Raw genomic sequence first — 15289 nt, forward strand, 5'->3', positions numbered from 1 at the left:
GCAGCGAATTTAAATAAATTCTTACTATAAAATTTTATTTTTTTAATTTATTTTCCAAAAAACATTTCATCGTCATAGATGGGATATTATTTTTATTGATCCATTTTAGAAAATCATCAAACCTCTCCACCATTTTTTTACCTGAATTTTTTATTGTGAAAGCAGGTAATTTAAAGGATTTATCTTTAGTATCCGCAAATTCCCAAGGATGAAAATAAATATTGAGATAATTATCTTTTTTTAGAGTATCAGAAGCTAATTTTTTATAAAAAGATAGTGGAAAATTATGAAAACTTAACCAAAACAAAGGAATTCTGAAATTCGGAGAAACCGAAGCCGGAATCTGCATTACTTTTCCTTCTTTAAAATATGTTCTGGAAACTTTCAAATTGTTATATCTTCCCGGTAAAAATGTCGGATTGATGGATGAATTGTAAGAATATCCTGCAATTTCAACAGCATTTTTGCTTACCGGCATCATTCTCGGCATTCGCAAACCTGTTACTTTTGTAGAAAATAATTCTTCCAATCTATCTTTAGATTCTTTTAAATGTTTTTCTTCAAAATCGGAATGAAACCAAGTATGAGAAGCCAATTCGTGACCTTCATTTAGCAATCTTTCTATTAAAGGTTTGCTGTTTTCTGCAAAAACTACAGTCGAAAAAAAGGTGGCTTTTATGTTATGTTTTTTTAATAAATCCAAAATAGCAACCAATCCTTTCTGAGAAATGGAGATTTGCTGTTCAAAAGAAATTTCGCCTTTGTATTCTAAAGGCATATCAAATTCTTCAATGTCAAAAGAGAGTAAAACCATTAAAAATTTTTGGATTTTATAATATAATTAGGTCTTTCTTTTACTTGTTTGAAAATTTTACCAAGATAAACTCCAATGATTCCCATAATTACCAATTGCAGTCCACCGAAAAAAACAACGGTCATAATAAGCGATGCCCAACCTGAAATTTCAGTTTTTTGATAAAACGCCCAGATCACATAGCAAATATATACCAAAGGTGTAATAAATGAAATAATAAAGCCGAGATAAGCTGCTAAATACAAAGGTTTTACACTAAAAGCCGTAATTCCCGTAAAAGCAAATTTTATCATTTTTTTCAGATTATAATTGCTCTTTCCGGAAAATCTTTCAGATGCATTGAAGTGAATTCCTGTTTGCTTGAAACCTACCCAAGTAGTTAATCCTCGTAAAAATAAATCGTCTTCAGAAAAATTTCTCATTACTTCGACAGCTTTTGCATCCATCAATCTGAAATCGGAGCCGCCACCTTTTGTAAGATTCACATCTGAAAGTTTAGAAAGTAAAATATAGAAAATATCCGAAGTTTTTCTTTTAAAATACGAAATTTCTTTAGGATATCTTCTTATTGTGTATATTACATCGTAGCCTTTTTCCCATTCTTTTATCATTTCTGGGATTAATTCGGGAGGATGTTGCATATCTCCATCCATAGAAATAACGGCATTTCCGAAAGCATTGTCCATTCCAGCCTTTACGGCGGGTTGATGTCCGAAATTTCTGGAAAATTCAATATATTTTATTTTTGGATTTTCTAAAGAAATCTCTTCCAGTTTTAATTGTGTCTGATCTCTGCTTCCATCATTTACAAAAATTATCTCGTAGTCGTAATCTTTCATTTGATGAAAAACCTTATCAATTTCCAGACTTATTCTGGAAACATTGCCTTCTTCATTAAATACAGGTATAACTATGGATATTTTTTTCATTTAGTAAATTTCTTTAATCCAATTTATATTCTTTCTCAAAATCTTTAAACAACAATTCGTACATAATTCTGAACCAAACAATGATACACGGAATTGCTTTTGTGGAATATTTCATAAAAACTTCCTCTTTAATGGATTTTGGAAACAAATCTGAAAAAGCAAAACAAGTAAAAATCATCACAAAAATCAACAATGCGATATCAAATCTGGATACTTTTTTCTGCATCAAAAACCAAAGCATTACACCAGCTATTGCAATAATATAAGTTGGGCTTTCTGAACTGGAACTGAACAAAACTACAAAAAGCAATGTAGATGCTAAAATCATTAGCTGAAATGGCAAAAACTTATATTGCCTGATTCTCAAATATGGCAACATGAATATAATAGCTCCTGGAATGAGAAAAAACAGATTTGAAATATTTGCATTGTTGAGAATTCTTCGTACAACTCCCATCAAAGAATAATCCTGACGATTACCCAAAACCTGATTAGAACTGTTTTTCTCCATCAAAGAGTGATACCAATCGGAATACGACTGTATCCCAAAATGCGTACTCGAAATCAGCATTGGTAGAATAAGAAATAGTACAAAAACAGCAACAAAAGAAAGGATAAATTTCGTTTTGTTTTTAACAAAGAAAAATGCTGAAAGTCCGACTATTCCATATACTTTTACAAATGTACCGATCAGAATTGCAATCACTGATTGGGTTTCTTTTTTTTCATAAATGTAAATTGCTGAAAGCATAAGCAATCCTGTAAGTGCAATATTGAATTGCAAACTAACGGCAGCTGTTATAAATTCTTGAAGACACAACCATGCGAAAAAAGATTTTTTCGCATTTGAAAAAGGCAGTTTATAAATTGCAAAAACAAAAACCAAAGCATTAGCAACATTCCAAAGTACAATTCCCATCCAATCCGGCATTACTGCAAAAGGAGCTATAATAATACTGAAAAAAACTCCGTAATGATTGCTGTCAAAATATAATTCAGGATATTGAAGAAAGATATTTTTTTGTTCTCGGGTATGTACAAACACATTTTTGAAGAGCAAATAGTTATTATACGCTTGTGGTCCTCGCTGATATTTACTAAAAGCCGAAATAGCCGAAATTACAATGTATATGACAAAGATAATTTTATAATTGCTTATAAATTTTAGAAAAAAATTCTTTAGCTTGTGTTTAGTCATCGTTTTAGTTTTTAAAATAAAAAATGGATAAAAAATTATCCATTCTTATCTTTTACACTGCTACATTATTTTCTCTTAAAGCATCATTAAGAGAGGTTTTTTTATCGGTAGACTCTTTTCTTTTGCCAATAATCAAAGCACAAGGAACCTGATATTCTCCGGCAGGAAATTTTTTGGTATAACTTCCGGGAATCACCACAGAACGAGCAGGAACTCTCCCTTTAATTTCAACAGGTTCTTCTCCGGTTACGTCAATAATTTTAGTAGAAGCTGTTAAAACAACATTAGCTCCCAGAACCGCTTCTCTTTCCACATGAACACCTTCCACAACAATACATCTGGAACCTACAAAAACATTGTCTTCAATAATGACAGGAGCTGCTTGCAAAGGTTCTAAAACTCCACCAATTCCAACTCCACCACTTAAATGAACATCTTTACCAATTTGTGCACAACTTCCAACTGTAGCCCAAGTATCAACCATAGTTCCGGAATCTACATAAGCTCCGATATTTACATAAGAAGGCATCATAATTACGCCACTTGCTACAAAACTTCCGTGTCTTGCAATTGCGTGAGGAACTACACGAACACCTTTTTCTGCATATCCTTTTTTCAATGGAATTTTGTCATGAAATTCAAACGGACCGACTTCGATAGTTTCCATTTGCTGAATTGGAAAATATAAAACCACTGCTTTTTTTATCCATTCATTTACTTTCCATCCCGTGTTGAGCGGAGACGAAACATCAATGGGTTCTGCAACACGATATTCTCCGGAATCTAGTTTGGAAACCACTTCTCGGATTGCATTTTTATATTCTTCTTCTTTTATCAGCTCTCTGTTTTCCCAAGCTGCTTCAATTTTTTCTTGTAAAGACATTCTTTATTTTATTAAATTTTATAAAACTCTCTGCGCATGAAGATAGGCTTTGTTCCAATATTTTTCATTGAGAGAAGAAATCATCACTCCTTTTGAAGTGGAAGCATGGATAAATTTTACTTCTCCATCAGAACCTATATCATGAACAATCCCAACATGCGAAACTTTCGATCCTCCTCCTGTTGCAAAAAAAAGCAAATCTCCGGGACGCACATTTTTGATTTCAATTTTTTCCCCTGTATTTGCTTGGTCTACAGAACGTCTCGGTAATTTCAAATCATTTTCTTCAAAAACTTTTACCGTAAAACCGGAACAATCAAATCCGGAAGGTGTATTTCCTCCGAATTTATAAGGTGCTCCTAAATATTTTTCCGCATCTTTCAAAAGAGCCAGAATACCCGCTCCTACTTTTCCTGAAAAACGGGAATCCAATGTACGCAAATCTGCAGTTTTGGAAACATTTTTTGTAGGAACTGTTCTTTTTACCACTGTTTTAGAAGTTCCGCAAGACACCATTAAAAGCACTACTCCAAGAGATAGTAATGATTTTTTCATTCCTTCATTTTGGGATTTCAAATTTAATAAAAATTGCCCGATCATAGAATACTATTTTACAAATATTACTTGTTTTTATTATTCACAAATATAAAAATATTTTTCAAAATCAGTATACTTTAACTATATTTTAATTATACTTTAATATTGATTTGCATTTCAAAAAAAGTTTTATCTTTGTTTCTATTATATACATAACTATGGCTACCTATAAAAATCTTGCTGAAGTAAAAGAAAAAATCGGGGATCTGGTTTTTTATAATCTGAACGGAAAACTTGTGATCCGCAGAAAAAGCGGTTTCAGCAAGGAAGGTTTTGAGAATAACCCAAACTATAAAAAAGTAAAAGAAAACAGCACGGAATTCGGGCATTGTTCTAAATCCGGAAAACTTTTACGAAAAACATTAGAGCCATTTATCGGGGATTGTGAAGATAAATATCTCTATCAAAAATTTGCAAAAGTAATGACGCAGATAAAAGATATGGATACCTCTTCCGAAAAAGGCAAAAGACGAATTGAAATTGGAATCGAAAAACCGGAAGCGATGAAACTTCTCACAGAATTCCAGTTTGGGAAATATGAAACGGCTTCTGATAAAACTGTTTCCGGAAATGCCATGTTCACCAAAACAATTAATATCAGTAAAAAACTAAGTGCGAACAAAGCAGAACTTATCACTTTAAAACCTGATTTAGAAAAACTTACAATCGAAACTCGTTCACAAGAATTACCTATTTCTAAGAATGTGTCGTTGGATTTTGATTTTCAATTTGATGATTCTTCTCTCCTACTCTATTTTTTGATTTTGAAAAAAGATGAAAATATTCTTTGCGCCGGATTTGTTTATTAAGATTTATATAAAATCAAATATGCTGCCCAAAAGCAGCATATTTTTTTAACAACGATACTCTAATTTGAATATCAAAATGGTTTTCATGGTTACGTTTATGATGGGATAATTAGTTTTAATTTTCTTTTGTAAAGGTAAGGCAAAACCTATACTGCAAGCATAGGGAATAAACGCTTTATGATTCCGTTTTTTAACCTTTTAAATTTCACCGGAAAAATTCTAAAAATGTATCTTTACGTTTAAAAACATTATGGAGACATTTCCTGTACTTTTTATTGTATTGATGGTGATATTGTTGATCTATAATTCTTATGTTCAAAAAAAGTTTAATGAACTAAATAAAACGATTGATGAACTGAAAGAGCAACTTCAGAAAATCGCATTGCAAAAATCAATAAAAATTGTTTCAGAAGAAGAAATTTTGACTAAAACAGAAATTAATAAAGTTTCTGAAAATATTGTTGAAAAGAAGATAGAATCAATACAAAAGCCTGAAATAAATACTATTGAAAATCAGCCGATTATTAAAAATGAACCTACTTTTATTGACAGGATTTCAGAATTCCTGAAACAAAATATTTTAAGTGTATTAGGCATTCTTACTCTCGTTATCGGAATCGGATATTTTGTAAAGTATGCCATTGACAAAAATTGGCTCAATGAAAATCTTCGTGTTGCATTAGGAATTTTTACAGGAATCGGAATTACGGGGATTGGTATTTATCTGAAGAAAAATTATTCGGTTTTTTCTGCCATACTTTCAGGTGGTGGTGTTGCAGTCCTTTATTTTACAATCACAATTGCTTTCCGGGAATATCATCTTTTTTCACAAAATTTTGCTTTTCTTTTTCTTTGCATCATTACTGCTTTTGCGGTTGCACTTGCTTATTATTTGAAAAGTGAAACACTTGTAATTTTTGCATTTTTGGGCGGTTTTGGCGCTCCGCTTATGGTTTCTTCCGGAGGCAACAATTATCCTTTTTTGTTTGGCTATATCATAATTCTTGACCTTGGAATGTTGCTTATTGCCTATCTCAAAAATTGGAAAAACTTAGGCTGGGTATCTTTTATTCTCACAAATATTTATCTGATTTTCTGGATATTAAAAAAACCGGAAGAGTTAAGTCTTTGGTTTATTTTTGTTTTTTACCTTATTTTTTATGTTTTTTCACTGCGCAACTATTTTAGGAAAAAGAAAACAAACGGACTGGATTATTTTTTAATCATTAATGCCAATATTCTTTATCTCTGTCTTTCTACTTATATTTTCAAAGAATTGAATTTAGAACCTTTGATTTTGATTCCTTTGATATTTGCAGTGGTAAATGGAATTGTTATGATCGTAGAATTCGGAAAGAATAATTTTACCAAAGATTTTTCCATTTTTATGGGGATTTTTGTCAGCCTGATTTCAATTGCGGTTGCATTACAATTCAGAACCCATATTTTCACAAGCATTTGGGCAATTGAGACTGCTCTTCTCCTCTATTTTTGGAAAAAAACTGAACAAAATATCTTTCTTAAAAGTTTCAGGATTTTAAACGTTTTTACCCTTATTGCACTTTGCGGAACATGGTTTTATTATGAAGATTCAAAACCAATGCTATGGTTTTTCAATTCCGTATTTTTGACTGCTTTAGTTGTTTTTGTTTGCAGTGCAATCAATTTCAAATTGGTTGCAAATAAAGTTTTTGAAGAAAGTAAAAATCTAAAACAAATTCTTTTTGCTACATCATGTGCAATCTTATTTGTAAGCATTTTTCTGGAAATTCTTTTCCAATTAAGAAATGAAAGTGATTTGAAACAAATTGTTTTATTGCTGCTCTATTCTATCTATTTCGCTTTTGGGCTAAAACTCATTATTTCAAAAAATTTCACGAGCTATAAAAATGATATCTTTTTAATAAATGTTCTTTTTGTGCTTTTCATTTTGATCTCCGGATTTTCCGGAATGACAGACGAAATTTTTAGTAATGGAAAGCTAAAAGGATTCTATATGTACTATATTTTGTACCTGATTCCTTTTATTGTGATTTTTTACAGAATTTTTAAAGAGTTAAATTCTTATCTTAAAACCAAATTCAGTTATTGGCTTTCGGCTTTTATTTTTGTTTTTGTCATTTGCAAAGAACTTTTTCATATTTATCTTTTGATGAATTCAGGAAAAGCTGAACTTTTTGCCGAAAGAAAATTGTTCAATATACTTTATCTTCCGATTATTTGGACTGTTTTCGGAATTGTTTTTATTTATTGGGGAATGAGAAAAAACATAGCAGAATTCAACAAAATCGGTTTTGCATTGATCGGAATTATGATTGCAAAACTGTATGCCATTGATGTTTGGAAAATGGATCAGGTTTCACGAATTATTGCCTTCATTATTTTAGGAGTTTTACTACTTGTAAGTTCGTTTATGTTCCAAAAATTAAAAAGAATGCTCCAAAATATGATCGAAAATTCTAAAGAAAAAGAGGTGTAATTGAAATCTTTACCAATTTGAATTTTACGCAAAAAAAAGCTACAAATGTATGTAGCTTTTTTTGTGGAGGATATCGGGATCGAACCGACCACCTTTAGACTGCCAGTCTAACGCTCTAGCCAAATGAGCTAATCCCCCAAAAGTGTTTTGCAATGATAGAAAATTTTATCCGATCTCAAAAATTTTTTGTGAAATTTCCTTTTAAAAAAGAAAATCTAAGCCAAAAATTTATCTTTCCATCTTTTATTTTACGTTACGTTCTGTCCAAAATTTTTTCAAAAGCCTTTCTTGGAGCCCCCCTCAAATGAACTTCTCCACAATACTGATAATCAAGTTTTTCTAAAATTTTCAGCATTGCGATATTATCAAAATTGGTATCCACTTTTATACTGAAAATTTTATTTTGAATTGCAATTTCTTCTATGAATCCAAACATTTTCTGAGCCAGACCTTTTCCTAAATATTCATCGGAAATTGCAACACGATGCACCACTACAAAATCACCATCTGTAAGCCATTTTCCTTCAATATTTTCATAAGCAGGCTCATCATTGAAAATAATGGCAGTGTATCCAACTACATTTTCAGAATCGGTCAAAACATATCCGATTTCCTTAGAAATATCGGAAAAAATAGTTTCTGGATTCGGATATCCGTCTTGCCATTGTTGGCTACCGTCTTTTCTTCTTCTTTCGATGGCTTGCTGTAAAATTTTCCAAATCTGTTCAGAATCTGAAAGTGTTGCTTTACGAATTTTCATAATTTAATATAAAACAGAGAAGTTTTGAATTATAGTTTTTTCTTCGGCTCTTGTCTATTCGAAAAAAATGATAAAATTTCTATTCTATCTTGATTGATTCTATAATAAAGAGTATTAAATTTCAGAATTATTGTCTGATATACTTCTTTCTGTTCAGATTTTGGAAATAGATTAGGATTTTGAGAAATAAGTTCAAGAGTGCTTTCAATTTTCTGAGCAAGTTTTTTTATTTCTTTTTCGGTAAAATTATTTTCAAGATATTCAATTGTTCTTTCCAGCTCATCCAAAGCATTTTGAGTCCAAAAAACTTTATAACCATTTTTCATACAACTTTCTTGCGTCTGAATGTGATTTCAGTTTCTTATCATCGGCTTCTTCAATTCCTTTTTCAATGGACTTTCTTTCTTCTTCGGAAATAGAACTCCACCAATCTTTGGTTTCTTCTTTTCTAAAATTAATTAATTTTTCAATAATGGATTTATCTTCCAATGTTGAAAGCCATTGAATTAATTCCAATTTTTTATTTAAAATATGAGCATCCATTTTTAGCTATTTAGCATAACAAATGTATGGATTTTATTTAAGTTGATAAATTTTAATGCCCATAATCCAGATCATCAATTTTCCCTGAAAGTATTCTTTTTTGAATAACAAAATAAGCCAAAGCAAGGCTTCCTGCAATTACCATCCAAACCAAAGCTATAGAAAGTCCGTACTCCGAATTAGAAGTATTATAAATCGTTAAAGGCGGATTTACAGAATTATTGGAAGGTAAAATCATCGGAAACATGGAAAGAAATGAAGTTGTGATTCCGCCCACAATCATTGCGCTGGAACATAAAAAGGGAATCAATGGATTTCTAATTTTTTTCACCCAAAACAAAGCAATAAATCCAACCGCAAAAATCAAAGGAAAAATGAAAATCAAAAAATGCTTGTCCAAAATCCGGAAAGCTTCGCCGTTTACTTTTCCCCAAACTGTAAGAGAAACAATCAGGAAAATAAAAATTACAAAATTTCCGTAGTAGACTACGTTTTTCAATTTTGCATTCAGTGTGGAATTGGTTTTCAAAATGATCCAGTTTGCTCCGTGAACCGTAAGAATCAAAAATCCCAAAATAGCAATCAGAAGCGTAAACCAATCCAAAACTCCGACCTCGGAAACCAACGGACTGAATTTTTCATTCCACAAAGGAAGAAAAAAATAATGCGGTTCGTACAGAGATTTTCCATTCGTCACTTGTCCCATATTCACACCTCTCACCAAATTTCCCAAAGCAGCTCCACAAAATACAGCCAATAAAAGACTGGAAATTCCGAATGCTTTATCCCAAAAACTTTTCCAAACTTCATTACCAAAATGATTTCTCAATTCCAAACCTGTTGCACGAAAAATCATTAACCAAAGCAAAATAATCAATGGCAAATAAAATCCACTAAAAACCGAAGCATAATACACCGGAAATGCCATAAACAAAAGTCCACCTGCAACAACCAGCCAAACTTCATTAAAATCCCAAAATAATCCTGCCGATTTTGCAACCAGATGTTTTTCTTCTTCCGTTTTTGCAAAAAATAAGTGAATAATTCCCGCTCCGAAATCGTAGCCGTCTAAAACAAAATAAACACAAACGACAAAAAGCAATATTGAATACCAAAGAATTTCCATAATTAAGCGTGTTGTTTTTCAGGACCTTTTAAAATAATTTTCATCACAATGACCACAAAAAGAAGTCCGAGTAAAAGATACAATCCAATAAAACCAAGTAACGTAAACAACGTATTACCCGATGAAACGTGTGGTGAAATTCCTTCCGAAGTTTTCAATAAACCATAAACCAACCAAGGCTGCCTCGCTAATTCTGCGGTGTACCAACCTGCTAAATTGGCAATATATGCGAAAGGTGCCAAAACCATCATCATCCACATGATGAAACGATTTTCAAATATTTTTCCTTTCCTCAATAAAACGGCTGCAATTAGAAAAACCGCAATAAAAACCGTTCCCAAACCAATCATAATGTGATACGAATAGTATAAAGCAGGAATGTTATTGGGAAGTTCTTCTTTTTTGAAATCGTTCATTCCCGGAACTGATTTTGTAAAACTCTGATATGTAAGAAAGCTCAACACTTTAGGAACTGCAATTGCATTGTCCAGTTTTTTTTCCAGAATATTTGGTTGTCCCACTAAAATAATTTCCGAACCTTCCGGCTGAGTTTCAAAAATTCCTTCCATTGCTGCAAAACCGGGAGCGTGATATTTTGCTACATTTTTGGCGTTCAGATCTCCTGTTGGAAACGCTACCAAAATACTGGAAATAGCTCCGAAAACAATTCCCCATCCTAAAAGTAATTTCCCGAATTTTACATTTCTTTTACTCATCACATAAAAAGCACCAATGCTGGAAACTACAAATGCAGAAGTCACCATTGAAGCCATCTGATTATGAAAATATGAAGGCAACAACCATGGATTAGAAAATAATGCCCAGAAATTTTTCAAAACGTATCTTCCGTTTTCCAGAATTTCGTAACCTACCGGAAACTGCATCCAGGAATTGGTTGCAAGAATCAGAAATCCGCTTAACCACGAACCGAGAAATATCATAAATGCACAAAATAAATGCAATTTCTGCCCCATCCATTTTTCCCCAAAAATAAATAATGCCAAAAATGAAGATTCCAGAACGAAGGAAAACATTCCTTCCATTGCTAAAGTTTGCCCGATAATTCCGCCAGTCAATTCTGAAAATTTCGACCAGTTTGTCCCGAACTGAAATTCCATTGGAATTCCGGTGATTACTCCCATCAGAAAATTAAGGGCAAAGATTTTCATCAGGAATTTGGAAGCATCATTAAAGAGTTCTCTTTGTGTCCGAAAATACATGAATTTAAAAGCTACAATAATGAGTGAAAGTCCCATTGTAAGCTGCGGAAACAAATAATGAAAAGTAATGGTAAAAGCAAACTGAACCCGATGATAAAAAAGAATATCCTCCATAATGCAGGAATTTTTGAATTTGTTCTTTCAAATTTAGGGCTTTATTGTGGAAATAATTCCATTCCTGAAATAAATCATAAAAGTTAATACGCTCTATGTAAAACCCAAAAATATTCTTTTGTCTTGAAACAAAAGAACCAAAAATTCAAGACTTGAAAACTCAGCTAAAAATTCAAACTTAATCCTAAAATTTCTAAAACTCGCTCGCAATTTATATTCTGCTTTTTTTCGCAATTTGTTGCTCGCTCAGACAGAAGAAATTTTTTAACGGATCAAGTTTGAATTTTATTAACGCTTCCGTTTTCTGAGTCATTAAAATATTTCAGTGAAAAATAATGAAGTTACGGCAAGTTGTCTGTTACATTCAAAAAAAAATCGGCACACAATTTGTCATTCCGAGGAACGAGGAATCTCAATTATACTCTATTTTCAAAATAGAAATATATAGAATCAGACAAAATCTGCAAATCAAAAACTCAAACTTCCATCGAAAGCTGAACTTTCACACCTGAATTTTCTGCTTTATCTGATATTTTTTTCTGAATATTTTTTCCGTACAGATCATTGAGAAGGCGGATTCTTTCATCGGTATTTTTCATTCCGCGACCATTTCGTTGTTTTTGATGTTCGGTTTTTTGGGCTTTGCTTTTTGCGATACCGATTCCGTTGTCTTCGATTTCTATTATTAGATTTTTTCCTTCTTTTTTGAAGGAAAGTTTTAGCCAGCCTTTCTCCTGCAAATACCTCAATCCGTGCCAAATGGAATTTTCCAAAAACGGCTGAATCAGCATTCCCGGAACTTGAAGATTAGAATTTTGAAGATTTTCATTTACATGAATTTCATAATCGAATTTATCATGAAAACGGCTTTTTTCCAAGGCAAGATAGTTTTTCAATAAATCCAACTCTTCCTGAAAACTGATAAAATCATCTTTGGAATTTTCCATTACTCCACGCATGAGTTTAGAAAATTTGGTTAAGTATGAGTTCGCTTCCAGTTCGTTGTTCTCTGCAATAAATTGATTTACAGAATTTAAACTATTAAAAATAAAATGTGGATTCATTTCCCTTCTCAACGACTGTAATTCTATTTTTTTGTTTTGGGTTTTCAATTTTTTCTGCGTGTACAAAGCAAAAATGATGAAACCAACCGCGGAAACCAAACCTGCAATCAAGAGATAATTGAACAGATTTTTTCTTTTTATCAATTGTTCCGTCAGGTTTTTTTCCTTTTCCAATTGAGTAATTTTATTTTCTGTCTCTTGCATCAGTTTGGAATCGACAAGAGAACGGTCTTTCTCCAAAAGTTTGGGCAGCTCGGAAAGAAAATTTTTGTACAGCATGATGGATTTTGAAGTATTTCCACCAGAATTGTACAGCGAATCCAATTTCAGGACACTTTTATGCGCTTCCAAAGTATGACCTTTTTCAATGGCAATTTTGTAAGCATCTTCCAGAAGTTTTTCAGCTTGATTCACATCATTGGTTTGAAGATAAATATCGGCCAATTCCTGAATTTGATTTACCGTTTCCTGAGAATTTTCTTTTACAAAATTTTCATTCAGGACTTTCTTTTTGGCTTCAATGGCTTTGTCAAAATCTTTATTTTCAACATACAAATCGGTCATTTTTTGATTGATTACCAATGCTTGCTCCGGAATTGAATTTCGTGTAATTTCATAAGCATTATTGAGATTTTCCGCAGCTTTCGGAATATTATTCTGCTGAACATTTACATCTGCAAGATTGGTGTAATCTTTTGCCAATTCTTCGGAATTTTGGTCTTCATTCAGCGAAATATTTTTCTGTATCGCTTTTTCTTTTGCAGCAGCGGAATTGGAAGTGACTCTGGAATAATCATTCATATTGGTCATTTCCTGCTTTTTTGCTTTACTGTATTTTGCCGCTTTTTTGTAGTTTTCTGCTGCGTTTTGTATTTTATTTTGATTTTCCTGTGTTTGAGCCAGTTTTCTGGAAACTTCAGCCAACCCATTTTTATCTCCGCTTTTTTCGTAAATGGTTTTGGCTTTCAGAAGATACTCTTCACTTTTGGCAAAATTATTTTGGTTATAGTATACTTCTGCTATAGAAACATAGGATTCTGCCTGCTTTTTTTCATCATTGGAATTGATGGCTTTTTCCAATTTGTCGGATTCGGTTTTTATTTCGGACACAGCTTGTGTATTGCTTTGAGCCAAAACAAACCAACCCAAATGAAAAATAAAAAGTACAATAAAATTCCGAAACCATTTCATATCACAAAGATAGAGATATAAATTTTTCAAACTTCATTATTCACCAAGTGAAAACCGCAATTCACCAAGTGGATAAGAAATGCTTTTAGATTCAGGATAATTTTACATCAGAAAATTTAAAAAAAATCTAAATATGAAAACTTTTTTATCTCTCCTAAACATTCAAAAAGCAATATCTGCTTTTGCATTATTCTTTGCTTTTGCATCATCTAATGCACAAAAAGGCGTTTCCACAGGTTCTGTTTCTCATGCAGTAAGTAATGGGTTTTCCAGTTTTAATGAAAAAGGATATTTTAACGAAAATACAATAATTGTAGAGGATTTTATGAATTATCATGAGCATAAAATTATAATTCCAACAAAGGAAGAAACAGCTATCAGTATAGATTATGACAACAAAATTTTAAAAAACAACGGTTCTTTTCTACTTCAGGTGGGAATTGCAACACAAAATTCTGCTAATCGGAAAAATAAGAATCTTGTAAATGCTTCACTGGTTATTGATAATAGTGGATCTATGGATGGTGGAAAATTAGAAAAAGCAAAAACTGCTGTGAAAACCTTTATTCAGGGATTAGGCAAGGAAGATTATATTGCAATAACAAAATTTGACGGAAGCGCAAATTTAGTTTTGCCTTCTACAAAAGTTAAAGATTTGCCTTCAAATTATTTGAAAATAATAGACGGAATTTTTCCCGCTGGTTCTACCAATATTAATGCAGGAATGCTGCTTGGTTATCAGGAAGCAATGAAACATCATACCGAAAACTGCAACAGCAAAGTGATTCTTCTTACGGACGGAATGACCAACACCGGAGAAACCAACCCGGAAATTATTCTTAAAAATTCCAAAGAATTTAATGACAAAGGAATTGATATCAGCACCATCGGAGTTGGACAAAGTCTTGATTTTGAATTACTACGAAAAATTTCATCTAACGGAAGAGGTTCTAATTATTTTATCGGGGAATCGGAAGAAGATATGCAAAAAACGTTTAAAGATGAACTTGAAAGCCTTCTTTATAATATCGGGAAAAATCCTACTGTTACCATTACTTTTCCAAAAGGAATAAAAGTAAGGGAATTCTATGGCTATCAACCGCAATATAAATCCGAAAACGAAGTGGAAATTCCTATTGAAAATTTGGATTGTGGACAAACACAGATCTTTCTTTTGGAGCTTGAAAATGCAAATTCAATTGATAATATTGAAATAAACGCTAAAATCTCTTATCAGCAAAACGGTAAAATGAAAAATAGTTCGGCAAAGAAAATGTATTTTTCTACTATTGAAAATACTCAAAAAGAGCTTCTGAAAAATTATCAAGTTACCAAAATGGCAGCCCATCTTCAAAATGCAGGTAAAGAATTTACAACTCATAATTTTGGAAATTTCAAAAACCAAATTCAGTCTATTATAGATTATTACCAAAAAAATTGTGATAAGAACGATAAAGATTTGCAAAGAATTTATGATATCGCCATGAAATATCAAAAAATGATCCCTCTTGCTTACCAAGTGAAACCGTGAATTCACCAAGTCTGCAAATTTTCAATACAAA

At 32.1% G+C, this 15289-nt stretch carries 14 protein-coding genes and 1 tRNA gene; 3 read left to right on the forward strand and 12 right to left on the reverse strand.

What is annotated here, in order from left to right:
• Positions 1 to 34: 34 nt before the first annotated feature.
• Genes AC2A1C_RS00165 through AC2A1C_RS00185 form a run of 5 tightly spaced genes read right to left on the reverse strand, consistent with a single transcriptional unit; the run spans position 35 to position 4379 of the window.
• On the reverse strand, positions 35 to 814 hold the full coding sequence (locus AC2A1C_RS00165) for a polysaccharide deacetylase family protein (RefSeq protein ID WP_484022288.1): 780 nt from the start codon (positions 812 to 814) through the stop codon (positions 35 to 37).
• Positions 814 to 1743: a glycosyltransferase family 2 protein gene (locus tag AC2A1C_RS00170; RefSeq protein ID WP_484022290.1), complete on the reverse strand. Its 930-nt coding sequence runs from the start codon at positions 1741 to 1743 to the stop codon at positions 814 to 816. Before AC2A1C_RS00170 ends, AC2A1C_RS00165 begins: the two co-directional genes overlap by 1 nt.
• Before the next feature lie 13 nt (positions 1744 to 1756).
• Positions 1757 to 2941 (reverse strand): glycosyltransferase family 87 protein, encoded by a 1185-nt coding sequence (locus tag AC2A1C_RS00175; protein WP_484022292.1) that lies wholly within the window; start codon positions 2939 to 2941, stop codon positions 1757 to 1759.
• 52 nt (positions 2942 to 2993) lie between these two features.
• The gene (locus AC2A1C_RS00180; RefSeq protein ID WP_484022293.1) at positions 2994 to 3824 is read right to left on the reverse strand and encodes a 2,3,4,5-tetrahydropyridine-2,6-dicarboxylate N-succinyltransferase; all 831 of its coding nucleotides are present in this window, start codon (positions 3822 to 3824) and stop codon (positions 2994 to 2996) included.
• A gap of 18 nt (positions 3825 to 3842) precedes the next feature.
• Entirely contained in the window at positions 3843 to 4379 is a 537-nt protein-coding gene (locus tag AC2A1C_RS00185; RefSeq protein ID WP_484022295.1) for a C40 family peptidase, read from the reverse strand.
• Between the two features lie 200 nt (positions 4380 to 4579).
• Here AC2A1C_RS00185 and AC2A1C_RS00190 point away from each other — a divergent pair, with 200 nt between their 5' ends.
• Together AC2A1C_RS00190 and AC2A1C_RS00195 are read left to right on the forward strand one after the other, a co-directional pair.
• Positions 4580 to 5230, forward strand: coding sequence for a hypothetical protein (locus tag AC2A1C_RS00190; RefSeq protein ID WP_484022297.1), 651 nt, complete (start codon positions 4580 to 4582; stop codon positions 5228 to 5230).
• A 250-nt stretch (positions 5231 to 5480) separates the two neighbouring features.
• Positions 5481 to 7709 (forward strand): DUF2339 domain-containing protein, encoded by a 2229-nt coding sequence (locus AC2A1C_RS00195; RefSeq protein ID WP_484022298.1) that lies wholly within the window; start codon positions 5481 to 5483, stop codon positions 7707 to 7709.
• Positions 7710 to 7773: 64 nt separating this feature from the next.
• On the opposite strand, the gene AC2A1C_RS00200 is transcribed toward AC2A1C_RS00195, so the two are convergent.
• The 7 genes from AC2A1C_RS00200 to AC2A1C_RS00230 all read right to left on the reverse strand — a co-directional run bounded on the left by AC2A1C_RS00200 (position 7774) and on the right by AC2A1C_RS00230 (position 13757).
• A tRNA-Ala gene (locus AC2A1C_RS00200) sits at positions 7774 to 7847 on the reverse strand.
• A 115-nt stretch (positions 7848 to 7962) separates the two neighbouring features.
• Complete coding sequence (locus AC2A1C_RS00205) at positions 7963 to 8469, reverse strand: N-acetyltransferase family protein (RefSeq protein WP_484022300.1); 507 nt, start codon at positions 8467 to 8469, stop codon at positions 7963 to 7965.
• Between the two features lie 29 nt (positions 8470 to 8498).
• Complete coding sequence (locus tag AC2A1C_RS00210; protein ID WP_484022302.1) at positions 8499 to 8795, reverse strand: type II toxin-antitoxin system RelE/ParE family toxin; 297 nt, start codon at positions 8793 to 8795, stop codon at positions 8499 to 8501.
• On the reverse strand, positions 8779 to 9012 hold the full coding sequence (locus AC2A1C_RS00215) for a hypothetical protein (RefSeq protein WP_484022304.1): 234 nt from the start codon (positions 9010 to 9012) through the stop codon (positions 8779 to 8781). The genes AC2A1C_RS00210 and AC2A1C_RS00215 overlap by 17 nt, the downstream gene beginning before the upstream one ends.
• Before the next feature lie 52 nt (positions 9013 to 9064).
• On the reverse strand, positions 9065 to 10138 hold the full coding sequence (gene cydB, locus AC2A1C_RS00220) for a cytochrome d ubiquinol oxidase subunit II (protein WP_484022306.1): 1074 nt from the start codon (positions 10136 to 10138) through the stop codon (positions 9065 to 9067).
• Between the two features lie 2 nt (positions 10139 to 10140).
• Positions 10141 to 11472, reverse strand: a complete 1332-nt coding sequence (locus AC2A1C_RS00225; protein WP_484022308.1) for a cytochrome ubiquinol oxidase subunit I — start codon at positions 11470 to 11472, stop codon at positions 10141 to 10143.
• 476 nt (positions 11473 to 11948) lie between these two features.
• On the reverse strand, positions 11949 to 13757 hold the full coding sequence (locus AC2A1C_RS00230; protein WP_484022310.1) for a tetratricopeptide repeat-containing sensor histidine kinase: 1809 nt from the start codon (positions 13755 to 13757) through the stop codon (positions 11949 to 11951).
• Between the two features lie 103 nt (positions 13758 to 13860).
• Between AC2A1C_RS00230 and AC2A1C_RS00235 the strand changes: the two genes are divergently transcribed.
• A complete protein-coding gene (locus AC2A1C_RS00235) occupies positions 13861 to 15258 on the forward strand; it encodes a vWA domain-containing protein (protein WP_484022312.1) in 1398 nt (465 codons plus the stop codon).
• Positions 15259 to 15289 lie beyond the last annotated feature (31 nt).

This window comes from Chryseobacterium sp. HNCC26DJ241 (assembly GCF_057180505.1).

Coding starts and splice junctions, on each gene's coding strand:
- AC2A1C_RS00165 (WP_484022288.1), bottom strand. CDS start 814: ATGGTTTTACTCTCTTTTGACATTGAAGAATTTGATATGCCTTTAGAA.
- AC2A1C_RS00170 (WP_484022290.1), bottom strand. CDS start 1,743: ATGAAAAAAATATCCATAGTTATACCTGTATTTAATGAAGAAGGCAAT.
- AC2A1C_RS00175 (WP_484022292.1), bottom strand. CDS start 2,941: ATGACTAAACACAAGCTAAAGAATTTTTTTCTAAAATTTATAAGCAAT.
- AC2A1C_RS00180 (WP_484022293.1), bottom strand. CDS start 3,824: ATGTCTTTACAAGAAAAAATTGAAGCAGCTTGGGAAAACAGAGAGCTG.
- AC2A1C_RS00185 (WP_484022295.1), bottom strand. CDS start 4,379: ATGAAAAAATCATTACTATCTCTTGGAGTAGTGCTTTTAATGGTGTCT.
- AC2A1C_RS00190 (WP_484022297.1), top strand. CDS start 4,580: ATGGCTACCTATAAAAATCTTGCTGAAGTAAAAGAAAAAATCGGGGAT.
- AC2A1C_RS00195 (WP_484022298.1), top strand. CDS start 5,481: ATGGAGACATTTCCTGTACTTTTTATTGTATTGATGGTGATATTGTTG.
- AC2A1C_RS00205 (WP_484022300.1), bottom strand. CDS start 8,469: ATGAAAATTCGTAAAGCAACACTTTCAGATTCTGAACAGATTTGGAAA.
- AC2A1C_RS00210 (WP_484022302.1), bottom strand. CDS start 8,795: ATGAAAAATGGTTATAAAGTTTTTTGGACTCAAAATGCTTTGGATGAG.
- AC2A1C_RS00215 (WP_484022304.1), bottom strand. CDS start 9,012: ATGGATGCTCATATTTTAAATAAAAAATTGGAATTAATTCAATGGCTT.
- cydB (WP_484022306.1), bottom strand. CDS start 10,138: ATGGAAATTCTTTGGTATTCAATATTGCTTTTTGTCGTTTGTGTTTAT.
- AC2A1C_RS00225 (WP_484022308.1), bottom strand. CDS start 11,472: ATGGAGGATATTCTTTTTTATCATCGGGTTCAGTTTGCTTTTACCATT.
- AC2A1C_RS00235 (WP_484022312.1), top strand. CDS start 13,861: ATGAAAACTTTTTTATCTCTCCTAAACATTCAAAAAGCAATATCTGCT.